Genomic DNA, 22,454 nt, shown 5'->3' with positions numbered 1-22,454 from the left:
GTCGGCGCGTCAGCGACGGGTGCGCGGCCGCAACCGCACGTCGGGCAGCACCGGCGCGCGCAGCGGGCCGCTCGCGTACCCGTGCACCTCGCCGAACCGGCGGCCCGCGGCGCCGTCGGCGTACCGGGTCGGGGTGCCCTCGCCGGAGTCCGCGACCTGCGCCATCCAGTCCGCGCGGGCCCGCGCCACGTCGTCGTGCGTGCGGCCCACGAAGTTCCACCACATGACGACGTCCTCGGTGAACGGCTCGCCGCCGATGAGGACGGCGCGCACGGGCGTGGCGCCCGCCGTCACGACCAGCCTCTCGCGGCCGGGGGCCACGTAGCCGAGCGCGGCGGGCGGCACGGTCTCGCCCTCGAGCGTGACGTCTCCGGCGTCGACGAGCAGGGCGTGCTCGAAGCCCGGGTCCGTCCCCAGCGTGACGCTCCCGCCCGCGGGCAGGTCCAGCTGGGCGCCGACGATCGGCGTGTACGTGCGGGCCGGGGACACCAGCCGCTCCCCCGCGACCTCGAGCCCGCCCATGAACACCTGCACGCGTGCGCCGCCCGGCGTCGCGACCGGGAGGTCGCCGTGGTGCTCGAAGTGCGGCGCGGAGGTCCGGTCGGCCTCGGGCAGCACGGTCCACAGCTGGACGCCGTGCAGCTGGGGCGGGCGGCCCTCGGCGGGCGACTCCTCCGAGTGGGAGATGCCGACGCCCGCGGTCATGAGGTTGAGCTCCCCGGGCCGCACCGTCTGCAGGGAGCCCACCGAGTCGCGGTGCAGGATCTCGCCCGCGAACAGCCACGAGACGGTCTGCAGCCCGATGTGCGGGTGCGGCGGCACCTGCATGCCCGCGGACGCCGACACGTCGTCCGGCCCGTAGTGGTCGCAGAAGCACCAGGCGCCGACCAGCGAGCGCTGCCGCTGCGGGATGGTGCGCCGCACGGTCATCGCGCGGGGGCCGCCGAGCGGGACGTCGCGGGCGGTCAGCAGCTCGACGCCGGCCGGGCGGTCGCCGGCGGTGCAGGTGCGCTCGGCCGGGCGGGTCTCGAGGTTGCTCATGGCCCGAGCGTAGGCCGCGCGGCGCGACGGCGAGAGCACGCGGTCCGGACGTGCCGAGGCCCCCCGGGGCGGCCGGGGGGCCTCGGAGAGAACCGCGTACCCCTGGTCGACGGTCCCGGGGACCAGGGGTGCCGTGGCGACGTCACGACCCCGACCGCTCGCCGTGTCCCGTCGAGGCCTGGTGCGTCGTCGCCTCTGCAGAACCCGTTCTCCACGAACAGCCGGACGCGGGTGGTCTTCCGGCCCCGTACAGACACCTGTGTCGTCACCCACAACCCGCACCGCGGTACGGGACGGCCCGTCGTTCTCCGGTCGACCGTGTCCCGTGGAGCGGGCGGGCGACCACCTTCTCAGGTGATCTCCGACCCGATCTCCGCAAGACCGGTACGCACGTTTCTAGACCTGCTACGGATGCGGTGCAAGGGGTGTGGAGCAGGTTTTCCGGGTGGATCCTCCGGCCACAGGCTCGTCCACAGGGTGACCCGCGGAATCCCCACGTCACCCACAGGCCTGTGGAAGAAATTTGTGGACGACGCGCCGGGCGCGACACGCCCCCGCCCGCCCGCCGGGACCACGGACCGCCCCAAACCGGCCTGGCCCACACCGCCCGGACCGTCGCGCGATCCGCAGGATCTCGCGGTTTCCGCGGGCATCGGGTCCCGCCGGCCCCGCACCTCCGCACGGCCCCCGGCGAGCGCCCTCACACCGTTCCACCGTGGAACGTCGCAGGTGAAGCGCCACGGGAGAGCGCACCCCCGTCCACCCCGCCCTGTGGACAGGGGCTGTGGACAGGGGCTGTGGACGACCCCGCCTCACACCCAGGCGCGCGCGCCCGGCGTCGGGGCCGCTCGCCGCAGCTCCAGCTCGGGCGCCGTGACCTCGAAGCCCGCGTCGTCGACGACGGCGCCGCCCGCCCGGCCGTGCAGCAGCGTCGCGGCCCGCGCCAGCAGGGCACGCGCACGGTCCCGGGCGATCACGTGCAGCCCCGACGGGTCGGAGACCCCCAGCTCGTACGGGTCCTGCGGCCGCCATGCCAGGCGGACGACCGTCGCGGGAACCTCGTCGGGCCACGACCGGTCCGCGAGCGCGCGCGGCAGCCGGCCCGCCGCCTCCTGGGTGACCACGAGGTCGCCGTCGTACGGCGTGCGGGCGAGCACCCGGTGGCCGGGGCCGCCCGGCACCGCCTCGAGGGTCGAGGTGGCGACCACGGCCCGCACCACCTCGAGCAGCTCCCCGGCGGGCACCGGGCGGGCCGGCCAGACCGCCAGGTCGACGGCGGCGCCGGGGTCGGGGTGCAGCACCTGCCGGCCGTCGGCGAGCAGCAGCCCCGACGCGCGTCGGGCGACCGCGACCGCCCAGCCGACGACGCGCAGCTCCTCCCCCACGGGCAGCGCCGCGGCGAACGCCCGCGCGATCCCGTCGCGGTCGTCGTGCACGCCGGGCCGACCGCCCCGGACGTCGAGCGCGCCGTCCGCGCGGCCCAGCGCCCAGGCCTCGGCCGGGTGCGCGCACCCCAGCGCCGCGGCCGCGTCGGCGTCGAGAGGGAAGGGCCCCGTGGCCCGGTGCTCCTCGCCGAGCCGCAGCACCCCCGCGGACGGCCGGGCCGCGGCCCGCACCCCGTGGAACCGCGCCCCGCCGCCGGTCCGGGACGGTCCGGCGGCGGACGGCGGGGTCAGCCAGCCGACGTCGTCGAACCAGGCCGCAGCCAGCTCGGGCAGGTCGTGGCCCGGGCCGCCGCCGTCGCCGGCCGGACGTGGCACGACGAGCACGTGGTCGGAGGTGTGCTCCGCGGGGACGAGCGCCGGGACCCTGGCCATGGCGCGGACCGTACCGGCCCCGCCGTCACCTGCGTGTCACGACCGTGTTGCGAACGTGTGACCTGCGCAGACGCGAGACGAGGTCCGTCAGGCGCGCACGTCGTGCAGGTGGTGCACGACGTCGTGCAGGAAGTACTGCCCCAGCGTGCGGACGGTGAAGACCGAGCCGTTGGACCGGCGCCCGGTGCGCTCCTCCTCGCCCGGCGCGACGGCGTCGAACGCCGCGGCGACGGCGGCACCGTCGGCGTCGAGCTCGGCGACCAGGGTCGCGACGTCCTGGTGGGCGTAGTCGCCCTCGAGGGCGGCGACGTCCTGGTCCCAGTTCGCGAACGCCGGGTCGTCCTCGGCGAGCATCAGCGCGAGGCGCTCGTCGAAGATGCGGAAGACGTCGCGCACGTGGGCGGCGTACTCGAGCGTCGACCAGACCTCGGGGCGGGGCCGCGCGGCGACGTCGGGGCGGGCGAGGGCCACGCGCCAGCGCGGCAACGTCTCGCGGACGGCCGGCCCGACGTCGGACGGCGCGATCTCGGAGGCCGCGAAGCCGCAGTCCGGACAGGGGCGCTCCAGCACCCAGGTCCAGTCCTTGGTGTCGGGGACGATGCCGTCTGGCTGAGCGGTGGGGTCGGTCACAACCGAACCCTAGCGTCCAGAGGTGCTGACAACGGATGCCTATGATGTCAGCATGCCCAAGATCATCGGGAAGAGCCTGCACGAGCACCGCCAGATGACCCGGCACAAGCTGTTCACCGCCCTCTCGACGCTGATGTCCGAGCGAGGGTTCGACTCCGTGACGCTGGCCGACATCGCGACGGCGGCCGGCGTCGGTCGCACCGCGGTCTACAACCACTTCCCCGACAAGGAAGCCCTGCTGCTCGGGTTCATCACCCACGAGACCGAGCAGTACGCGCAGACCCTGGAGCGGGCCCTCGCCGAGGTGGCCGACCCCGTCGAACAGCTCCGGACGTACATCCGTCAGCAGGCCCAGCTCACCCGCGTCTTCCACCTCGCGCCCGGCCCGGACCTGCGCACCGTGCTCTCGCGCACCACGCAGGCGCGGCTGCGCGAGCACGCCGAGATCGTCGAGTCGATCCTCAAGCGCATCCTGCGCGCGGGGATCGCGGAGGGCGAGTTCCCCGAGCAGGACATCGAGCCGACCGTGCAGCTCGTCAACGCGTGCCTGTCGGGCAGGCTCATCCCGGACGACCCCGCCGCACGGGAGCGCGCGATCCGCGCCACCGAGGCGTTCGTGCTGCGCGCCGTCGGCGCCCGCGTCGCCGTGGCCTGACCGCGCCGCCACGACACCGCGACGCCACGACCGGCGGCGCCTACCAGGCGTCGGCAGGCAGGTGGTGGTGCTCCGGCGGGGGCGGCTGGTACGGCTCCGGAACCGGGGCGAGATGCGCCCGCGCGAACTTGAGCGCGGCCTGCAGGTCGGCGTGCCGCTCGCTCGCGGTGCGCGCCTTGCGCGTGGAGATCTCGACGACGACGTCGCCCGCGTAGTCGCGCCGCGCCAGCTCCTCGAGCACCTTGTCGCACGCCATGTCGCCGCGGCCGGGCACCATGTGCTCGTCGCGGCCGGACGCCGTCCCGTCGGCGAGGTGCACGTGCCGCAGCTTGTCGCCGAAGCCGTGCACCAGCGCGAGCCCGTCCTGACGGGCGATCGCCGCGTGGGAGAGGTCGAGGGTCACGGCGTCGTAGTCGTGTTCGGCCGGGTCCCAGCCGGGCAGGTAGGCCTTCAGCTCGCGGTCGCCGCGGGAGCGCGGCTTCCAGGGGTACATGTTCTCCACCGCGACGGTGACGCCGCCGTCCTGGTGGAGGCTGGCCTCGTTGAGCTCGTGCACGAGGTCCTGGAACTGCCGGGCGTACTTGTACTGCCAGCGGAACGGCGGGTGCACCACGACGGTCGGGGCGCCGAGCTCACCCGCCATGTCGACGGCCCGGCGCAGCTTGTCGGCCGGCGACCGGCCCCACACCCGCTGGCTGACCAGCAGCGTCGGGGCGTGCACGGACCGGATCGGCACCCCGTGCTCGTCGGACAGCCGCTGCAGCTGGGCCGGGTCCTGCGTGGCCGGGTCGGACCACACCATGACCTCGACGCCGTCGTACCCCAGCTCGGCCGCCACCTCGAACGCGAACGCCGCGCGGCGCGGATACACCGAGGCGGTCGACAGCGTCACGGGGACTGCCTGGGCTTCGCGCGGTTCAGCCATGCTCCGCACGATAGCCGCAGGATCTGAACGGACGCTGACAACAGGCTGTCCTCCGGCAGCGCGGAGGATGCCAGGGCGCGTGCCCGATAGGGTCACGGGCATGGTGCGTGCGGTGGTGTTCGACGTCGGCGAGACCCTCATCGACGAGACCCGGATCTGGACCCGCTGGGCCGACCGCCTGGGCGTGCCGGCCCTGACGTTCCTGGGCGTCCTCGGCGGGTGCGCGGCCCTCGACCTGTCGCACCGGCACGCGTTCGAGATGGTCCGCCCGGACCTCGACGTCCCCGCGGAGATCGAGCGGTGGGCGGCGGACGACCCGGCCGGCCTGCGGGAGAACTTCGACGCCGACGACCTCTACCCCGACGTGCGCGAGGCGCTGGCCGCGCTGCGCGCCGCGGGGCTCGCCGTCGTCGTCGCGGGGAACCAGCCGCCGCAGGCGCGCGCCGCGCTCGAGGCGATGGACCTGCCCGTCGACGCCATCCGCACCTCTGACGAGTGGGGCGTGCAGAAGCCCGACCCGGGGTTCTTCGCGAAGGTCGCCGAGCTCTCCGGCGTGCCCGCCGCCGAGATCGCGTACGTCGGTGACCGCCTCGACAACGACGTCCTGCCTGCCGCCGACGCCGGCATGATGCCGATCCTCGTCCGCCGCGGCCCGTGGGGGTACCTGCACGCCGAGCGGCCCGAGGCGGCGCGCACCACCGTCGTCGACTCGCTGCTCGAGCTGCCCGCGCTCCTCGCGGGCTGACCGGCCGCTACGCTCACGCGCGTGCTCACCAAGGCGGCGGTCACCGACGAGCAGGTCCTCGCGCTGCTCGCGCCGCTCGGCGACGTGCGCCGCGTGGCTCCGCTGAGCGGCGGCCTGTTCGCGAGCGTGGTGCGCGCCGACCTCGCCGACGGGCGGACGGTGGTCGTGAAGGTGACCGGCGCGGACACCTCCCGCCTGCTGCGCTACGAGCACGGCGTGCTCGGCACGGAGGCGGCGGTCGACCGGGTCGCCCACGCCGCCGGCCTGCCCCTGCCACGGGTGCTGCACCACGACACGACGCGCGCCCACGTGGACGGCGACGCGCTCGTCACGACCTTCCTCGACGGCGACCTGTGGAGCACCCTCGAGCTGGACGAGGCGACCGCCGCCCGGGCCCGCCGCTCGCTGGGCGGCCTGATGGCCCGCCTGCACCGCCTCGACCGCGACGACGACGCCCCCGACCCGTTCGGCTACCCGGCGCCCGAGGCCGGCCTCGCCGCCGCCACCTGGCCGGAGGCGTTCGCGCGCATGGTGCGCGCCGCCCTCGACGACGCCGCACGCTGGGACGTCGAGCTGCCCGCCGGCCGGCTCCTGGCCGCCGTCGAGCGGCACCACGAACTGCTCGCCGCCGTCACGACGCCGCGGCTCGTGCACGCCGACCTGTGGCCCGGCAACCTGCTGCTCGACCCCGCCGACCGCACGGTGGTCGGGGCGTTCGACGCCGAGCGGGCGCTGTGGGGCGACCCGGTGTTCGAGCTCGTCGGCGCGGACCAGCTCGGCGCCGGCGCCGTGGACGCGGAGCTGCTGGCCGGCTACCGGGACGCCGGCGGGGACCTCGGCGTCGGCGACGGCACGCCGGGTTCGGGCGACCCGGACGCCTGGCAGCGCCTGCGCCTCTACCGGGCGTACTTCGCCTGCCTCCTGGTCGTGGAGATCGTGCCCCGCGGGTACTCCGGCGACTGGGTGGCCGGGTACCAGCGCACTGCGCGCGCCAACCTGCAGCGGGTGCTGGACGAGCTGGAGGCCTGATCAGCCCGTCCAGCCGAGCCGGCCGAGGGCATTGAGCGTCAGCAGCACACCGAGGATGCCGAGCGCCCAGCCCGTGAGGTCGGCGGCGTTCCTGGACAGCCACCTCTCCAGCCGGGCCAGCAGCGGCTCGACGAACCGGGCTGCGGCGAGCCGCCCGCCCAGCAGGAGCAGCGCCGGCAGCACCATGACCACGCAGTACGCGGCGAGGACGCCGACGCTCGTGCCCGCGCCGAGGTCCGACGTCGTGATGAGGCCGATCGCCGCCAGGTACGGCAGCATCGTCCCCACCTCGAGCGCCACCGCGCCGAGCGCCAGCCCCAGCAGCGGCAACAGCGACGCGTTCGGTGCCGCGACCGTCGACGTCGGGACGGTCCCGGGCAGCAGGCCCGCCACGGCGCCGTCCGGCGTCGTCGTGCCCGCGGTGCTCGCGGTGCTCGCGGTGCTCTCGGCGCCCGCGGCCGACTCGATCCCCATGGCCCGTGCCCGCCAGCGCACCAGCCGCCCGGGCTTCGCGCCCTGGCGCGCGGCCCGCGCCTCGGCCTTCTTGCCGTCGAAACGCCAGCTGATCGCGAACAGGAAGACGCCGAGGGCGAGCTGCAGCAGCATCACCGGCCGCGAGTCCAGCACGTCGCCGTACCGGTCCAGCAGGGCACCCGCCCCGAGCATCACCGCGATCCCCACCGCGAGGTAGAAGCCCGCGACCGTTCCGAGGTACGCGAGCAGCCGCGCCGGTCGGGGCCGGCCGGGCGCCATGAGCAGCCACACGGGGATGAGCAGGGTGCCGAAGCTGGTCGAGTCGATCAGCGCCAGCACGACCAGCGCTCCCGCGAGCACGCCGAGGCCCGCGCCTTCCAGCCCGCCGAGGTCGATGAGGTCCATGCCGACGATCCTCGCGGCCGGCCCGGCGGCCGTCGTCGCCCGAACGACTGATCCTGCACGGCCGACCGGGGGTACACCCTTCGACCGATCCCCCGTCGGGCTCCCTGTGCTGGGATGGTGCGGTGACGACCGACCGCCCCGCCCCCACCCTCCTCGGGAGGCTCGTGCGGGTGTGGGGCGGCGACGACCGGCGCGGCGACGTCGCCACTGCGCTGACCCTGTTCGCGCTGGGCTGGCTCCTGCTGGAGGTCGGGCTCGTCGACCTCTTCCGTGGCGGCCCTCTCGGCGCGGTGGTGCCGGAGCCGTGGTGGCGGGTCGCGCTCCTCGCCGTCGGGTGCGCCCTCACGCTCGTCAAGCGTTCTCGCCCGATGCTGGCGCTCGCCGGCGGTGTCGCCGTCACCCTGGTGGACCTGGCGTGGGGCGGCAGCCTCGCGATCCTGCTCGTGCTGTGGGACCTGCTGTTCGCGGCAGCGATGTGGTCCGGCCCGACGGCGCGCCGGTGGCTGTGGGGCACGGCCGTCGCGCTGACCGTCGCGGGGGCGGTCGCCGCCGGCGAGGCGACCCGCGACGCGCGCGCCTTCGTCACGACGGGCCTGAACCTGAGCGCGATCCTGCTGGTCCCGATGTGGTGGGCGGACAACGTGCGGCAGAAGTCCGAGCTGGCTGCCGTGGAACGGTCCCGCGCGGACGAGGCCCGGCGGACCGCGGAGCTGGAGCGCAGGCGCGCCACCGACCTCGAACGGATCGCCGAGCTCGACCGGCACGAGGCCGTGCGCGCGGAGCGGGCGGCGATGGCGCGCGACCTGCACGACGTCATCGCCTCGCACCTGTCCACCATCGCGATCCACTCCGGTGCGGCGCTCAGCACCCCGCCGGACGCCGCGCGCGACCGCGGCGCGCTGGAGCAGGTCCGCACCAGCGCGGTCGAGTCCCTCACGGAGATGCGGTCCATGATCGAGCTGCTGCGCGCCGACGCGCCGCGCGACCCGCTCGCGGCGCCCGGGCGGCTCGACCGCCTCGACGACCTGCTCGCCGCGGCCCGCGCGGACGGCACGGTCGTGACGTTCGAGGACCCGGACGGCATCGCCCGCGCCGACCTGCCCGCCGCCGTCGGGCACGCCCTGTACCGCATCGCGCAGGAGGCCCTGACCAACGCGCGCAAGCACGCGCCCGGGGCGGCGGTGACCGTGCGGCTGGCCCGCGAGCCGCGACCGCGCGGCGGCGCGGTGGTGCTGGGGGTGCGGAACGCCGCACCTCCGGCGGGCCGGGGGAAACTCGTCGACGCCGCCGGGCTGCCGCTCAGCGCCGGGACCGGGATGCTCACCATGCGCGAGCGCGCGGAGGCGCTGGGCGGCACCTTCGAGGCCGCCGCGACGGACGACGGCGGCTGGGCCGTGCGCGCCCGGGTGCCGGCCGGCGCGGAGGCCGGTCGGGAGAACAGGGGGACCCGAGGATGACGACGCCAGCGACCCGGGGCGGCGCGGCGGGCGCCGTCGTCCGCGTGCTGATCGCCGACGACCACGCCGCGATCCGCGCCGGCCTGCGGATGCTCCTGGACGCGGCGGACGACGTCGAGGTGGTGGGCGAGGCGGCCGACGGGGACGCGGCGGTGACCAACGCCCGCGCGCTGCGGCCCGACGTCGTGCTCATGGACCTGCGCATGCCGGGCACGGACGGTATCGCCGCCACCCGCGCCATCGCCGCCCAGGGCCTGGCGGACGTCCTGGTGCTCACCACGTTCGACCTGGACGAGTACGTGGACGGCGCGCTGCGCGCAGGCGCCGCCGGGTTCCTGCTCAAGACGGCGGAGCCCGCCGCGCTGCTCGACGCCGTGCGCCGCGTCGCGGCGGGGGACGGCGTCCTCGCGCCCGAGGTGACCCGGCGCGTCCTCGCCCAGCTTGCGGGAACCTCGACGCCCACCGTCGCCGCCGACCCCGCGCCCGGCGCGGCGCCGGACCTCGCCGACGCCCGCCTCGCCGACCTCACCCCGCGCGAGGTCGACGTGCTCGGCGCGTTGGGGCGCGGCCTGTCCAACCAGGGGATCGCGGCCGAGCTGGTCATCACCGAGGCCACCGCGAAGACCCACGTCTCCCGGGTGCTGGCCAAGCTGGGCGTGGTCTCCCGGATGCAGGCGGCGATCGTCGCGCGGGACACTGGCCTGGCCTGACCCGGCCGTCCGGTCAGCCGGCGGGCGCCAGGCCCGGGCTGCGGACCACGCGCGCGGCGTGGGCCGCGGCCGCCGCGAGCGCCTCGGCGAGGTCCGCGCCGCGCAGGTGGGCGTCGAGGAAGCCGGCGAAGAACCCGTCGCCCGCGCCGTTGGTGTCCAGGACGTCGTCCACCGGCTCGGCGGGGACGTCCACGAAACCGTCCGCGGTGAGGGCCGTGGCGCCCCGCGCGCCGTGGGTGCAGACCACAAGCCGGGCCCCGGCGTCGAGCCGCTCGGCCATGAACGACCGGTGGTCGGGCAGGCGGTCGGAGCTGAGGAACACGTGCGTGCCCGCGTCGGCCCACGGGCGGTGGAACTCCGTGGTGCCGTCGTAGTCGTGCAGGTCCACCCACACGTCGCGGCCCCGCTCGGCGGCCGCGACCAGGACGGGGACGGAGTGCGCGGCGAGGTCGACGACGACGGCCGCGGCGGCGTCCACGGCGGCGAGCGTCGCGTCCCAGCCGCGCCCCGCGGCGGGGACCTCGCCGGGCGCACGCAGGTAGACCGACAGCCGACCGCCGCCGGCGTCCATGAGGTTGAGGTGGCTCTCCGTGCGGCCGTCCGGGGACGGCTCGGCGAGGACCCGCACGCCCGCGTCGACGAGCACGCCGCGCACGCGCGCGCCCTCGTCGTCGTCCCCGAGCACGGTGCGCAGCACGACGCCGCGGCCCAGGCTCGCGAGATTGAGCGCCTTGCCGGCGGACGTACCGCCGACCGTGTCGTACGCGCCGCGCGCGAACACGGTGTGGGGCGTCGGATCGGGCAGCGCGTCCAGGTGCACGATGCGGTTCCAGGACGCGGGGCCGGCGACGAGGACGTCAGCGGAGCTCGGTGCGGTCACGCCCGGAACACTAGGACACCACGCACACTCGTTCCGGGTCAGGGCCGACGCTCCCGTCAGGTTCCCGACGGGTGCCCACCGGTCGGTCGAGGGGATCGAGCGTCTCCCGGAGCCATCGTGCGTAGGCGCGCGGGTGGGTGGTGTTGCCGTTGTGACCACCGGGGGCCTCCTGCAACCTGAGGTCGAGCAGCGTGGCCAGTGCTGCGGCGGCGAGATGGTCGAAGACGGTCCGTGGCGTGGTGCGCCCGGTGGCCGGCACGATGCGCGTGCTGACGTCCCTCAGTGCCGCGGTGTCCAACGTGTCGTGGACGATCGCGCTGAAGTCGTGGCGGATGAAGTGGTCGAAGTTGGTCACGCGCTGCGCGGTCATCGGCTGAGGCGTCAGGTCGTCTTCGCGGTCCGCTCCTGTCGGGTCGATGCCCAGGGTCCTCGCGATCGCGGGCAGCGTCGCGCCGAGGCCCGCCCGGGCGTACAGGTCCTGGAGCTCGGCGAGCTCGAGCTCATGACGTGCGCGCAGCTCGTCGGGCAGCAGACCCGGGGCGACGGGTTCGTGCGCCACCAGCGTCCGGAGCTGTTCGGGGTGCGCGAGTGCGGCATGCAGGCCGATGACGGCGCCGAGGCTGCAGCCGAGCATGAGCGCGGGTTCGTCGGTGAGGGCCGCCAGCAGGCGATGGACGTCGTCGGCGTGCTCGTCCATGGTCACGCCCCGGGTGGGGTCGACCAGACGGCTGCGAGACAGCCCGCGACGGTCGTAGGTGACCACGGCGTAGGAGTCGGCGAGTCGGGCGACGAGGTCGTGGCTGCGGTCGGCGTCGCCCTCGCCGCTCTGGGAGATCAGCAGCATCGGCCCCGTGCCGCAGACCTGGTAGTGCAGGGCTGCGCCGGGGACGTCGAGCGTGCCGGTGGTGACGGACATGGGTGGCTCCCTCTGGTCGCGACCTCGCGCCGCGTCCTCCGTCACCATAGTCCATCTAAATAGATGGATCAATAGAGATATATCAACCTCGATGTAGGGTCCCTCTCGTGAACGGAGTCGAGCTGTTCCTGCTGGGACGCACCCTCATGAAGATCGGCGAAGAAGCCCTGCCACCGCCCCCTGCCGGGACCGCGGCCCGCGGGGGCAGCGACCGCACGGTGCTCGTCGTGGCCAGCGACATCGCCGACCACCCCGACACCACCGTCAGCGAGATCGTTGCCCGCACCGCACTGCCGCAGAGCCAGGTGTCCTCGGCCGTCGCCCGCCTCAGGGAGGCAGGCTCGATCGAGACCGTCACCGACCCGGGCGACCGACGACGGGCCCTGGTGCGCCAAGCCGCCCAGGCGTCCGAACGGGTGGCCCAGGTCCGCGCCGCCGGGATCGACGAGGCACTCGTCGCCGCGCTCGGACCCGACGACACCCACCGACTGCCTGAGGTCTCGCAGGCGCTCGAGGTGCTCTCGCGGAATCTCCGTCGGGGTCGCTAGCGACCGGCGTACCGGCCGGAGAACGGCGCGCCGGTCAGCCGCGCAGCGGCAGGCTCAGCGAGGCGTCGCCGTCGGGCGTGACGCGCACCGGCACGCCCCAGTCCTGCTGCGCCAGGTGGCAGGCGGGGAAGACGTCGGGGTCGGGCTCGCCGTCCGGGCCGAGGGGGACGACGTCGCACGACGCGGCCTTGGCCGTCACGTGCAGCACGCCGTCGGCGACGTCCGGGTTGAGCACCAGCACGCGATCCAGGTCGACGCCGTCGCCCGCGCCGTCGAGCAGCAGCTCCGGCGGGGTGGCGCTCACCCGCAGCTCGGTGGACGGGCCCCAGCGGTCGTCGAGCTTCTGGCCCGGGGCGGGCACGAACGGCACGTCGAGGCGCAGCTCGCCGGGCGCGACCTCCGTCGCCGGGCGCGCCACGCGGTGCGCGCCGGCGTCGAGCACCTCGCCCGCGACGTCCGCCGGCAGCGCGACCCGCGTCAGCCGGTGCGCGGCGGACTCCACGACGAGCAGGCGGACGCCGTCGTCGGACGTCTCGACCAGCACGTCGCTCGGCTCCGCGAGGCCGGTGGCGAGCGTCGTCACGACGTCCGCCGCCGGGTCGTACCGCCGCAGCGCGCCGTTGTACGTGTCGGCGACGACGACGCTCCCGTCGGGCAGCGTCGCCACGCCCAGCGGGTGCTGCAGCAGCGCCTCGCCCGCAACGCCGTCGCGGTGGCCGAAGTCGAACAGCCCCTGCCCGAGGGCGGTCGTCACGGCGACCGACCCGTCGTCGGCCGGCGTCACCCGGCGCAGGGCCGACGTCTCGGCGTCCGCCAGCCAGATCGCGTCGGCGGCGCCGGGACCGGTCGCCGGCGCCAGCCCGGAGGGCTGCGCGAACCAGGCGTCGGCGCCGGGGCCGTCCTCCAGGCCCTCGTTCATCGTGCCGGCGAGCAGCGCGACCGTCCCCGCCAGCGGCTCGAACGCCCACAGCGTGTGGTTCCCGGCCATCGCGACGACGAACGCGCCCAGCCGCGGCGACCACGCGACGTCCCACGGCGAGCTGAGGCGCACGGAGGCGGCGGGGTAGGCCGTGGCCGGGTCGAACGCGTCGGTCGACCCGACGACGTTCTCCTGCCCGCCCACCATGAACTGCTCGCCCGTGCCCGCCACCGTCCGCACCCGCCCGGTGGCGAGGTCGACGCCGCGGAGGGCGTGGTTCACCGTGTCCGCGACGAGCACGTCGTAGCCGAGCGCGGGGCGCAGCTCGTCCGGCACCCGGCACAGGCCGTTCGGCTCGCTGAACCGAGCCTCGTCCGGGGCCGCGTCGCCGCGGGAGTCGGCGAGCCCGCGCTCGCCGGAGCCGATGCGCCGCACGAGGGTCTCGCCGTCGGGCCCGAGCTCGGCCAGCGAGTGGTGCCCGGCGTCGGCCACGAGCAGGTTCCCGCCCGGCAGCGCGACCGCCTTCGCCGGGAAGCGCAGCGTGCCCGACGTCGGCTCGGGCGGCACGTACGGCCCGTCGCCGCGGTGCAGGGTGCCCTTCGCGTCGTGCTCGGCGACCAGCTCGTCGACGATCGCCTCGATCGCCGACGCGTGCCCCTCCCCCGCCATCTGCGCCACGACGTACCCCTCCGGGTCGACGACGACGAGCGTCGGCCAGGCGCGGGCGGTGTACGCGCCCCAGGTCACCAGCTCCGGGTCGTCGAGCACCGGGTGGTGCACCTCGTACCGCTCGACGGCGGCGGCCAGCGCGTCCGGGTCGGCCTCGTGCGCGAACTTGGGCGAGTGCACGCCCACGATCACCAGCTCGTCGCGGTGCCGCTCCTCTAGCTCGCGCAGCTCGTCCAGCACGTGCAGGCAGTTGATGCAGCAGAAGGTCCAGAAGTCCAGGACCACGACCTTGCCGCGCAGGTCAGAGAGGGCGACGTCGCGGCCGCCGGTGTTGAGCCAGCCGCGGCCGACCAGCTCGGAGGCACGGACGCGGGGCAGTCGGGGGGAGCTCACCGATCCATTCTGCGGGATCGTCGGGTCCACCGTGCCCGGCGTCGCGCTCAGGCGGCGTCGGGCAGCTCGACGGCGTTCGCCGCCCTGCGGATGGGCGCCGTCATCGCGGCCATCATCCGGTCCTTGCCGGGCAGCCTGTCCATGACCCGCAGCATCGCGAGCGAGGCGCGCACCTGCCCGCGGGTGCCCACCACCATCCGCTTGATGTTCGCGGGGCCGAGCGCCTGGTTCGCCGCCACGAACGGGTGCATCCGGCGCTCGTAATCGGCGAACGCCGCCGCCGGGTCGTCGTGCACGTCGAGGGCGGCGGCCAGCACGTACGCGCCGACGAGCGCCAGGCTCGTGCCCTGGCCGGACGCCGCCGACGCGCAGTACGCGGCGTCGCCGAGCAGCACCGTGCGACCGGTCGACCACCGCTCGGCGCGCACCTGGCTGAGGGAGTCGAACAGCAGGTCGGGCGAGGCGGGCACGTCGGCCAGCAGGCCGGGCACCTCCCACCCCTCGCCGGCGTACGCGTCGGCGAGCAGCCGCTCGCGCCCCTCGCGCCCGAGGTCGCGGTGGCCGAGCGGCGCCGACGACCACAGGAACATCGCCCGCGCGCCCTCCTCCCGCGCCGTGGCATAGACCAGCGCGGTGCGGCCGGGCCCCACGTACGTGACCTCCTCGCGGTCGAGGCCCAGCCGGTTGGGGACGGTCGCCACGGCCACGTAGTACCCGAGGTCGACGACGTGCCGCTCGTCCGGCCCGAGCACCAGGTTCCGCGTCCGGGAGCGGAGCCCGTCGGCCCCGACGACGACGTCGTAGCGCCCCGTGCGACCCGAGGCGAGCTCGACCTCCACGCCCTCGCCGGTGTCCACCAGGGACCGGATCGAGTCGTCGTAGACGTGCTCGGCGTCGGCGGCGCCCTCCCGCAGGAGGCGGTGGAGGTCACCGCGCAGCAGCTCGACGTCGTCGTGCACGCGCCCGCCGAAGGTGTCGCCGTCCATGCTGGCGGCTCGGCGCCCGCGGGCGTCGACGACCGTGCCCGCACGGACCTCCGTGCGCAGCCCCCGCGCCTCCTCGAGCAGGCCCATGCGGTCCAGCACCTGGAGCGCAGCGCCCCGCACGTCGACCTTGTAGCCGCCGGCGCGGGGCAGGGACGCCTGCTCGACGACGGTCACGACGTCGCCGCGGGCGGCGAGCCGGTGCGCGAGGGCGAGGCCGGCGACGCCGCCGCCGGAGACGAGGACGGAGCGGTTCATGGGAGCTCTCCTGACCGGGAGGAAGGTGGCGCGCACCACGCTAGACCCGACTGAGACGGTCGTGCAAGACGTTCGTTTCAGACGTTCGAGCTAGCATGGGCCCATGCGCACCACCGACAACAGGGCCGCGCTCCTCGCCGCCGCCCGGACCTGCCTCCGCGACAAGGGGTACGCCCGCACGTCGGCACGCGACGTCGCCACCACGGCAGGCGTGAGCCTCGCGGCGATCGGGTACCACTTCGGGAGCAAGGAGGCGCTGCTCGACGCGGCCCTCGTCGACGCGCTGCGCGACTGGGGCGACGTGCTGGAGTCCATCGGCGCCGAGGACCTCGGGGCAGCCCCGGGCGAGCGGTTCCGCGCGGTGTGGGAGCGCGTCATGACGTCGGTCGCCGACGACCGGGCGCTGTGGGCGGTGCAGCTCGAGCTCGTCGCGGCCGCCGCGCGCGACCCGGAGCGGGCCGCCGCCGTCTCCGCCGACAACGCACACGCCCGCACCGCGCTGGCCGAGCTCTTCGGCGTCCCCGACGCGCAGGGCGCGCTCGTGCAGATGCTGCTGCTGGGGGCGGTGTCGCGGGTGCTCCTCGACCCCGACGACACCGTCGGGGCGGACGAGCTGCTGGAGCAGGTGGCCGCGCTGGCGGCGCTGGCCGCCTGAGCGTCAGAACGCGGTGACCGCGCCGACCACCGTCACCTGCACGGGGACGCCGTCCACCTGGGGCGGCACGTCCTTGCGCGCGCTGAGGGAGACGACGTTCACCTGCAGCACCCAGTCCGTCTCGTCGCCGCGCTGGGCGAGCCCGACGCCGCGCACCCCCTCGACGCTCTCGAGCGCCTCACGCAGGGCGGGCTTGGCGGCGCGCGCCTCGTCGATCGTGACCATGGAACACCTCCGACCCCTCCATTGTGCGCCACCCGCCGACAGGACCACAGCCCGGGCGTCGTGACCTGCGCCCCGGCGGGGCTCCTACCGCACGGTCGGCCCCTCGACCGCCACGGGACCCTGGGCCGACCGGCGCTGGATGCGCAGGTCGAGGGTGCTCCTCGACGTCGGGGCGACCGAGATCTGCGCCTCGTCCTCGCCGTCGGCGATCGCGCGCACGTGCAGGTGACCGTCCTTGAGGCGCATCGCGAACTGGTTCGTCCCCGCGACGAACCGCACCTCGCGGTCGTCGTCGATCACCGTGGGGGGCAGCGGAAGGCTCTTCGACATGGGTACAGCATGCCTGCCGCGCGGCGCCGGGACGCCCCTGGCCCCTGGCCCCTGGCCCCTGGCCCCTGGCCCCTGGCCGACGGTACAGGCATCCGTGTACGGTCGGGTCCGTGACCACCCTCCCGCTCCGCCCCGTCCCGCCCGCCCGGCGCGCGCTGCTCGAGCGCCGGGTGCGCTGGATCGTCGCCGCGACGATCGCGTACAACGTCGTCGAGGCGGTCGTGGCCATCGCGGCGGGGCGTGCGGCGTCGTCGGCGGCTCTGGTCGGCTTCGGCCTGGACTCCGTGGTCGAGGTGCTGTCCGCGGCCGCGGTCGCGTGGCAGTTCGCCGCGCCGGACCCGCACCGCCGCGAGCGCGTCGCGCTGCGACTCATCGCGGTGTCGTTCTTCGGGCTGGCGGTGTTCGTCACCGTCGACGCCGCCCGCACGCTGCTCGGCGCGGCCGAGCCGGACCACTCCCCGGTCGGCATCGTGCTCGCCGCGGTCAGCCTCGCGATCATGCCGTTCCTGTCGTGGGCCGAGCGGCGCACGGGCCGCGAGCTCGGCTCGGCGTCCGCCGTCGCCGACTCGAAGCAGACGCTGATCTGCACCTACCTGTCGGCGGTGCTGCTGGTCGGGCTCGTCCTCAACGCGACGCTCGGTTGGTCGTGGGCCGACCCGCTCGCGGCGCTCGTCATCGCCGGGTTCGCGGTGCGCGAGGGCGTCGAGGCCTGGCGCGGCGACGCCTGCTGCACCCCTGTCGGCGCGCTCCTCGCGTCGGACGACGACGGGTGCGACTCCTGCGGGGACGGGTGCGACGACGGCTGCTGCGCACCGGACGACGGCGGGGCGGCCGGTCCGCGCTGACCACGCGGCGGCGCCGTCGCCGCCGGCCACCCCGCCGGGTCGCGCAGCGCCGCGACGACGCCTCCAGCCTGCTCCCGGAACCGCGCCGACGGCGACCCCGGGCGCCATGGGATCGATCACGCAGCGCCGTCAGCACCCGCGAGGTAGTTCGGGGCACCGCGAGGTAGTACGAGGAACCGCGAGGTAGTACGGGGCACCGCGAGGTAGTCGCCGCGGTACTACCTCGCGGGATGTCGTACTACCTCGGCGCGACCCGTACTACCTCGGCGCGACCCGTACTACCTCGGCGCGGTGGGACAACGCTGGCGGACGGGACGGCCGCGCGACGCTACGCCGTCCGGGACAAGATGGGTGACATGAGCACCGAGATCCCGTCCCTGTCCCTGAACAACGGCACGTCGATCCCGCAGCTCGGCTACGGCGTCTTCAAGGTCCCGCCGGAGGAGACGCGCGAGCTGGTGCTGACCGCCCTCGAGGCGGGCTACCGGCACATCGACACCGCGCAGATGTACCGCAACGAACGCGGGGTCGGCGAGGCCATCGCCGCGGCCGGGCTGCCTCGCGACGAGCTCTTCGTCACCACCAAGCTGAACAACGCGTTCCACGAGCACGACGCCGCCCTGGAGGCCTTCGACCGCTCCCTCGAGGAGCTCGGCCTCGACCACGTCGACCTGTTCCTCATCCACTGGCCGCTGCCCGCGGTCGGCCGGTTCGTCGAGGCGTGGGGCGCCCTGGAGGAGCTGTACCGCTCCGGCCGGGCCCGCGCGATCGGCACGTCGAACTTCCAGCCGCACCACCTGCGCCGCGTGCTGGCCGAGGGCACCGTGGTGCCCGCCGTCAACCAGGTGGAGATCCACCCGTGGTTCGGCAACGAGGAGGTCCGCGCGTTCGACGCGGAGCACGGCATCGTCACCGAGGCCTGGTCCCCGCTCGGCCGCGGCCGCGTGCTGGAGGACCCGACGCTCGCCCGCATCGCCGCCGAGCACGGGCGCACACCCGCCCAGGTGGTGCTGCGGTGGCACGTGCAGCGCGGCGACGTCGTCTTCCCCAAGTCCGCGACGCCGTCGCGCATCCGCGAGAACCTGGAGATCTTCGACTTCGAGCTCTCCGGCGACGACATGGCCGCCATCACCGGCCTCGACCGCGGCGAGCGCATCGGCTCGCACCCGGACGAGATGAACAACACCGGCCGCTGACCCGATCGGTGGCCGAGCCTGTCGAGACCCGGGTCTCGACAGGCTCGACCACCGTGACGCGCTCAGACGGCCTTGCGTGTCGCCCGGATGCCGACGACGAGGCCGACGGCGCACGTGGCGGCCGCGGCGACCGCGCCCCACAGGACGGCGGGGTCGGCGAACGTGCCGCCGAACAGCGCGCGCTCGGCGTCGACCATGTAGGTGAGCGGGTTGAACTTCGCCGCCGTCTGCATCCACGACGGGCCCGCCTCGAGCGGCAGCATCATCCCGGACAGGATGAGCAGCGGGAACAGCAGCGACTGCTGCACGCCCCAGAACAGCCACTCGCGGTTCTTCGACGCGAGGGCCAGGGCGTGCGACAGCGCCCCGATCCCGACGCCGAAGACGCCGAGCAGCACCAGGCCTGCGAGCGCGGGCAGCACGTGGAACGTGAACCCGAACGGGATGCAGACCGCGGCGATGATGAGCCCCTGCACCAGCAGCGGCGCGAACTCCTTGAGCGCGCGGCCCACGAGGATCGCCGAGCGGTCCAGCGGCGTCGCGAGCACCCGCTCGTAGGAGCCGGTCATGATCTCGTACAGCAGGTTCGAGCCGGTCATCGAGGTGCCGAACAGCGAGATCATGACGATCACGCCGGGTACGAACCACTGCAGGGTGTCCGCGGTGCTCGCTCCCCCGCCCCCGAAGCCGCCGCCGAACGTGCCGGTGAGCAGCGGCCCGAAGAGGCCCAGGAAGATCAGCGGCTGCAGCAGCGAGAAGATCAGCGTGAACGGGTCGCGCAGCACCAGCAGGATCTCGCGGGTGAACACCGCCCCGGTGTCCGTGACGAACTTGCCCGGCCCGGTGCGCGTGACGATCCGCGGCGCCTCGTGCTGCGCCGTCGTCGTGGTGGTGGTCTGCTCGGTCATGCTGCTGCCTCCTCGCGCAGGCTCCGGCCGGTGAGGTTGAGGAACACGTCGTCGAGGCTCGCCTGGCGGGCGCTCGCCGACGTCGTGGCGATGCCGGCCACCCGCAGCGCCTCGATGACGACGGGCAGCGTCTCGGCCCCCTGCGCCGTGCCGACCCGCACCTGCAGCCCGGCGTCGTGCGCCGTGAGCTCGACGTCGCCCAGGCCGTCGGGCAGCGCGGACCGGACCGCCGCGCCGTCGTCGGTCGCGACGACGACGCTGAGGGTGTCGTCGGCGTACCGGCGCTTGAGGGCGTCGGGCGCGGCGTCCGCGATGATCTCGCCGTGGTCGATGACGACGACGCGCTCGGCCATGCTGTCGGCCTCGTCGAGGTAGTGCGTGGTGAGCACGACCGTCATCCCGTACCGCTCGCGCATCGCCGTGATGTGCCCCCAGAGGTTGGCCCGCGAGTGCGGGTCGAGACCGGTGGTGGGCTCGTCGAGGAACAGCAGCGGCGGGTGGTTCATCAGCCCGAGCGCGACGTCGAGCCGGCGGCGCTGGCCGCCCGACAGCGACTGCACGGAACGCTTCTCGAGGCCGCCCAGCTCGAGCGCCGCCATGAGGTCGGCGGCCCGCTCCTGGTAGACCTCGGGCGGCAGCCCGTAGAAGCGGCCCTGGTTGTGGAGCTCGTCGACGACCTTGTAGCTGAAGCCGCCACCGTTGCCCTGCCCGATGAACCCCAGCCGGGCGCGGACCTGCGCCGGGCTCTTGACGACGTCGTAGCCGGCGACGGTCGCCTCCCCCGCCGTCGGCTCCAGCAGCGACGTCAGCATCCGCAACGTCGTGGACTTGCCGGCCCCGTTGGGCCCGAGGAAGGCGACGAGCTCGCCCTCCGCGACGTCGACGTCGATCCCCTTGACCGCCTCGACGCTCTCTTTGCGACGGCTGAACGTCTTGGTCAGCCCTCGTGCTCGGATCATGGCGATTCCCTCTCTCGTACGCTGTACTGGAACTAGTCTGGACGCTAGCCCGGGGGTCCGACAAGACCCGTGGGCGGACCGCACGACAGGGATGGGAGGATGACGAGCCATGTCGAGCACTTCGCCGTCGAGCACCTCGCCGCAGCCGCCGGACGACGGCGTCCCCCGCCCGCCCGAGGTCGTGCGGCGGCTGGCCCTCCTGTGGGACCCGCCGCAGCCGTCGGGCCGCGGCCGCCGGGCCCGGCTGACCCTCGACGACGTGATCGGCGCGGGCACCGCGATCGCCGACGCCGAGGGGCTCGAGGGGCTGTCGATGCGGAAGGTCGCGGGGCGGCTCGGCGTCGGCGCGATGTCGCTCTACACGTACGTGCCGGGGCGCACGGAGCTGCTGGACCTCATGATCGACCGCGCGTTCGCCGAGCTCGCGCTGCCGCCCGCCGCGGCGACGTGGCGCGACGGCCTGGCGGCGTACGCCCGCGCGCACTGGGAGCTGTTCCAGCGCCACCCGTGGATCCTGCAGACCAACATGTGGCGCCTGCCGCTCACCCCGTCCGTCCTCGACGCGCAGGAGTGCGGGCTGCGCACCCTCGTGGACACCGGGCTGGCGGAGCGCCAGGTGGTGGAGATCGTCGGGCTCCTCGACGCGTTCGTGCGCGGGCTGGCGCGCTCCACCGTCGCGGAGTCCGCGGAGAAGGACGCCTCCGGCCAGAGCAACGACGAGTACTGGACGTCGATGAGCAGCTTCTGGGTGGACCACTTCGACCCGCAGCGCTACCCCACCATGCTGCGGATCTGGGACGCGGGCGGCTTCGACGCCGAGGCCACGCCGTTCGAGGCGTCGCTGGAGCGGCTGCTGGACTCCGTGGGCATGGCGATCGACCGGGCCCGCGCGACTTCCCAACCCGGCGACTCGTCCCTACGATGAACTGGTCCAGACCACCTCTCGTTCGGAGGACACCGTGGAACGCACCGTCGTCGTCGCCATCACCGAGGGCCTGCACGCCCGCCCGGCCGCGCTCTTCGCGCAGAAGGCCGGCCAGCAGCCCGTGCCGGTGAAGATCGCCAAGACCGCCGGCGGCGACGCCGTGGACGCCGCGAGCATCCTCGGGATCATGACCCTCGGCGCCTCGGTGGGCGACGAGGTGGTGCTGCGCACCGAGACCGACGGCGACGAGGCCACCACCGCGCTCGACGCGCTCGTCGAGTTCCTGTCGCAGGAAGCGGTGGCCTGACGGACCGGCCCGCCCGGCCGAGCGGGTTCTTCCACTCGGCCGGCTGGCTGTTCGGCGAGATGCTCGTCGGGGCGCTCGTCGGGCTGGTCGCGGCCTTCGTGCTGTCGGTCGACGCCGTCGAGCTGGCGGCGAACCCTGACGCCGCGCTGGCGTGCGACATCAACGCGGTCATCTCGTGCGGCACGGTCGGCACGTCGTGGCAGGCCAGCCTGTTCGGCTTCCCCAACGCGTTCCTCGGGCTCGTCGCCGAGTCCGTGGTCATCACCGTGGCCGTGGCCGGCCTGGCCGGGGTGCGGTTCCCGCGCTGGTTCATGACGGCCGCCCAGACCGTCTACCTGCTCGGCTTCCTCTTCGCGTACTGGCTGCTCTGGCAGTCGATGTTCGTCATCGGCGCGCTGTGCCCGTGGTGCCTGACGATCACCGTCTCCACGACGCTCGTGTTCGCGTCGATGCTGCACTGGAACATCCTCGAGGACAACCTCTTCTGGCCCGCCCGGCTGCAATCGTGGGCGATGTCGCTGGTGCGGTCCGGTGCGTTCGGCATCCTCACCGCCGCCTGGTTCCTGCTGCTCGCCGCCGCCGTGCTGCTCAAGTACGGCACAGCGCTCTTCGCCTGACGCCGAGACAGAGAGGTCAGGCCCTCTCTGTCT

The 22,454-nt window shown here is 74.7% G+C and carries 25 protein-coding genes; 12 read left to right on the top strand and 13 right to left on the bottom strand.

The features are described 5' to 3' along the window. Window positions 1-9 precede the first annotated feature (9 nt). The 3 genes from ACH443_RS00855 to ACH443_RS00845 form a co-directional block, all read right to left on the bottom strand. The gene (locus ACH443_RS00855) at window positions 10-1,041 is read right to left on the bottom strand and encodes a pirin family protein (protein ID WP_430557714.1); all 1,032 of its coding nucleotides are present in this window, start codon (window positions 1,039-1,041) and stop codon (window positions 10-12) included. An 812-nt stretch (window positions 1,042-1,853) separates the two neighbouring features. Beyond that, a complete protein-coding gene (locus tag ACH443_RS00850; protein ID WP_429765746.1) occupies window positions 1,854-2,858 on the bottom strand; it encodes a hypothetical protein in 1,005 nt (334 codons plus the stop codon). 87 nt (window positions 2,859-2,945) lie between these two features. Beyond that, entirely contained in the window at window positions 2,946-3,488 is a 543-nt protein-coding gene (locus ACH443_RS00845; RefSeq protein WP_430557716.1) for a DinB family protein, read from the bottom strand. 52 nt (window positions 3,489-3,540) lie between these two features. Here ACH443_RS00845 and ACH443_RS00840 point away from each other — a divergent pair, with 52 nt between their 5' ends. Continuing rightward, window positions 3,541-4,143 carry a TetR/AcrR family transcriptional regulator gene (locus tag ACH443_RS00840; RefSeq protein ID WP_429765743.1) on the top strand — a complete coding sequence of 201 codons (603 nt, stop codon included), beginning with the start codon at window positions 3,541-3,543 and terminating at the stop codon, window positions 4,141-4,143. Window positions 4,144-4,183: 40 nt separating this feature from the next. Here ACH443_RS00840 and ACH443_RS00835 read toward each other — a convergent pair whose 3' ends face one another. Further along, complete coding sequence (locus ACH443_RS00835) at window positions 4,184-5,068, bottom strand: sugar phosphate isomerase/epimerase family protein (protein WP_430557717.1); 885 nt, start codon at window positions 5,066-5,068, stop codon at window positions 4,184-4,186. A 100-nt stretch (window positions 5,069-5,168) separates the two neighbouring features. Here ACH443_RS00835 and ACH443_RS00830 point away from each other — a divergent pair, with 100 nt between their 5' ends. Beyond that, the gene (locus tag ACH443_RS00830; RefSeq protein WP_429765739.1) at window positions 5,169-5,813 is read left to right on the top strand and encodes an HAD family hydrolase; all 645 of its coding nucleotides are present in this window, start codon (window positions 5,169-5,171) and stop codon (window positions 5,811-5,813) included. Window positions 5,814-5,834: 21 nt separating this feature from the next. After that, window positions 5,835-6,842 (top strand): phosphotransferase family protein, encoded by a 1,008-nt coding sequence (locus ACH443_RS00825; protein WP_430589215.1) that lies wholly within the window; start codon window positions 5,835-5,837, stop codon window positions 6,840-6,842. Here ACH443_RS00825 and ACH443_RS00820 read toward each other — a convergent pair whose 3' ends face one another. Then, window positions 6,843-7,721 (bottom strand): GAP family protein, encoded by an 879-nt coding sequence (locus ACH443_RS00820; RefSeq protein ID WP_430589214.1) that lies wholly within the window; start codon window positions 7,719-7,721, stop codon window positions 6,843-6,845. It lies immediately after the preceding gene. 122 nt (window positions 7,722-7,843) lie between these two features. On the opposite strand from ACH443_RS00820, the gene ACH443_RS00815 reads away from it, so the two are divergent. Further along, entirely contained in the window at window positions 7,844-9,178 is a 1,335-nt protein-coding gene (locus tag ACH443_RS00815) for a sensor histidine kinase (protein ID WP_430589213.1), read from the top strand. Further along, entirely contained in the window at window positions 9,175-9,888 is a 714-nt protein-coding gene (locus ACH443_RS00810) for a response regulator (protein ID WP_430589212.1), read from the top strand. Before ACH443_RS00815 ends, ACH443_RS00810 begins: the two co-directional genes overlap by 4 nt. 13 nt (window positions 9,889-9,901) lie before the next feature. Here the strand turns inward: ACH443_RS00810 and ACH443_RS00805 are convergent, their stop codons facing one another. After that, window positions 9,902-10,768 carry a carbohydrate kinase family protein gene (locus ACH443_RS00805; RefSeq protein WP_430589211.1) on the bottom strand — a complete coding sequence of 289 codons (867 nt, stop codon included), beginning with the start codon at window positions 10,766-10,768 and terminating at the stop codon, window positions 9,902-9,904. Between the two features lie 10 nt (window positions 10,769-10,778). After that, the gene (locus ACH443_RS00800; protein ID WP_430589210.1) at window positions 10,779-11,684 is read right to left on the bottom strand and encodes an alpha/beta fold hydrolase; all 906 of its coding nucleotides are present in this window, start codon (window positions 11,682-11,684) and stop codon (window positions 10,779-10,781) included. Between the two features lie 107 nt (window positions 11,685-11,791). Here ACH443_RS00800 and ACH443_RS00795 point away from each other — a divergent pair, with 107 nt between their 5' ends. Then, on the top strand, window positions 11,792-12,232 hold the full coding sequence (locus tag ACH443_RS00795; protein WP_430589209.1) for a MarR family transcriptional regulator: 441 nt from the start codon (window positions 11,792-11,794) through the stop codon (window positions 12,230-12,232). A 34-nt stretch (window positions 12,233-12,266) separates the two neighbouring features. Here the strand turns inward: ACH443_RS00795 and ACH443_RS00790 are convergent, their stop codons facing one another. Together ACH443_RS00790 and ACH443_RS00785 are read right to left on the bottom strand one after the other, a co-directional pair. Continuing rightward, complete coding sequence (locus tag ACH443_RS00790) at window positions 12,267-14,213, bottom strand: NHL domain-containing thioredoxin family protein (protein ID WP_430589208.1); 1,947 nt, start codon at window positions 14,211-14,213, stop codon at window positions 12,267-12,269. A gap of 47 nt (window positions 14,214-14,260) precedes the next feature. After that, window positions 14,261-15,454 carry an FAD-dependent monooxygenase gene (locus tag ACH443_RS00785; RefSeq protein ID WP_430557723.1) on the bottom strand — a complete coding sequence of 398 codons (1,194 nt, stop codon included), beginning with the start codon at window positions 15,452-15,454 and terminating at the stop codon, window positions 14,261-14,263. A 103-nt stretch (window positions 15,455-15,557) separates the two neighbouring features. Here ACH443_RS00785 and ACH443_RS00780 point away from each other — a divergent pair, with 103 nt between their 5' ends. Continuing rightward, window positions 15,558-16,109, top strand: coding sequence for a TetR/AcrR family transcriptional regulator (locus tag ACH443_RS00780; protein WP_430589207.1), 552 nt, complete (start codon window positions 15,558-15,560; stop codon window positions 16,107-16,109). A 3-nt stretch (window positions 16,110-16,112) separates the two neighbouring features. Here ACH443_RS00780 and ACH443_RS00775 read toward each other — a convergent pair whose 3' ends face one another. Together ACH443_RS00775 and ACH443_RS00770 are read right to left on the bottom strand one after the other, a co-directional pair. Continuing rightward, window positions 16,113-16,334 (bottom strand): hypothetical protein, encoded by a 222-nt coding sequence (locus ACH443_RS00775; RefSeq protein ID WP_429765722.1) that lies wholly within the window; start codon window positions 16,332-16,334, stop codon window positions 16,113-16,115. 84 nt (window positions 16,335-16,418) lie between these two features. Continuing rightward, the gene (locus tag ACH443_RS00770; protein WP_430557725.1) at window positions 16,419-16,664 is read right to left on the bottom strand and encodes a hypothetical protein; all 246 of its coding nucleotides are present in this window, start codon (window positions 16,662-16,664) and stop codon (window positions 16,419-16,421) included. A 110-nt stretch (window positions 16,665-16,774) separates the two neighbouring features. Here ACH443_RS00770 and ACH443_RS00765 point away from each other — a divergent pair, with 110 nt between their 5' ends. Together ACH443_RS00765 and ACH443_RS00760 are read left to right on the top strand one after the other, a co-directional pair. Next, window positions 16,775-17,509, top strand: coding sequence for a cation transporter (locus ACH443_RS00765; RefSeq protein ID WP_430589206.1), 735 nt, complete (start codon window positions 16,775-16,777; stop codon window positions 17,507-17,509). A gap of 356 nt (window positions 17,510-17,865) precedes the next feature. After that, entirely contained in the window at window positions 17,866-18,705 is an 840-nt protein-coding gene (locus ACH443_RS00760; protein WP_429765716.1) for an aldo/keto reductase, read from the top strand. 62 nt (window positions 18,706-18,767) lie between these two features. Here ACH443_RS00760 and ACH443_RS00755 read toward each other — a convergent pair whose 3' ends face one another. Further along, window positions 18,768-19,613 carry an ABC transporter permease gene (locus ACH443_RS00755; RefSeq protein WP_429765714.1) on the bottom strand — a complete coding sequence of 282 codons (846 nt, stop codon included), beginning with the start codon at window positions 19,611-19,613 and terminating at the stop codon, window positions 18,768-18,770. Beyond that, on the bottom strand, window positions 19,610-20,572 hold the full coding sequence (locus ACH443_RS00750) for an ATP-binding cassette domain-containing protein (protein WP_429765713.1): 963 nt from the start codon (window positions 20,570-20,572) through the stop codon (window positions 19,610-19,612). The genes ACH443_RS00755 and ACH443_RS00750 overlap by 4 nt, the downstream gene beginning before the upstream one ends. A gap of 109 nt (window positions 20,573-20,681) precedes the next feature. Here ACH443_RS00750 and ACH443_RS00745 point away from each other — a divergent pair, with 109 nt between their 5' ends. Genes ACH443_RS00745 through ACH443_RS00735 form a run of 3 tightly spaced genes read left to right on the top strand, consistent with a single transcriptional unit; the run spans window position 20,682 to window position 22,421 of the window. Next, window positions 20,682-21,497, top strand: a complete 816-nt coding sequence (locus ACH443_RS00745; protein WP_430589205.1) for a TetR/AcrR family transcriptional regulator — start codon at window positions 20,682-20,684, stop codon at window positions 21,495-21,497. A gap of 34 nt (window positions 21,498-21,531) precedes the next feature. Beyond that, on the top strand, window positions 21,532-21,804 hold the full coding sequence (locus ACH443_RS00740) for an HPr family phosphocarrier protein (RefSeq protein ID WP_429765710.1): 273 nt from the start codon (window positions 21,532-21,534) through the stop codon (window positions 21,802-21,804). A 59-nt stretch (window positions 21,805-21,863) separates the two neighbouring features. Next, window positions 21,864-22,421, top strand: coding sequence for a vitamin K epoxide reductase family protein (locus tag ACH443_RS00735; protein ID WP_429765708.1), 558 nt, complete (start codon window positions 21,864-21,866; stop codon window positions 22,419-22,421). Window positions 22,422-22,454: the final 33 nt, after the last annotated feature.

The organism is Isoptericola sp. NPDC019571 (genome assembly GCF_044389385.1).
GTDB classification, from domain to species: Bacteria; Actinomycetota; Actinomycetes; order Actinomycetales; family Cellulomonadaceae; genus Isoptericola; species Isoptericola nanjingensis.
This window is presented reverse-complemented; position numbering and strand designations above follow the sequence as displayed.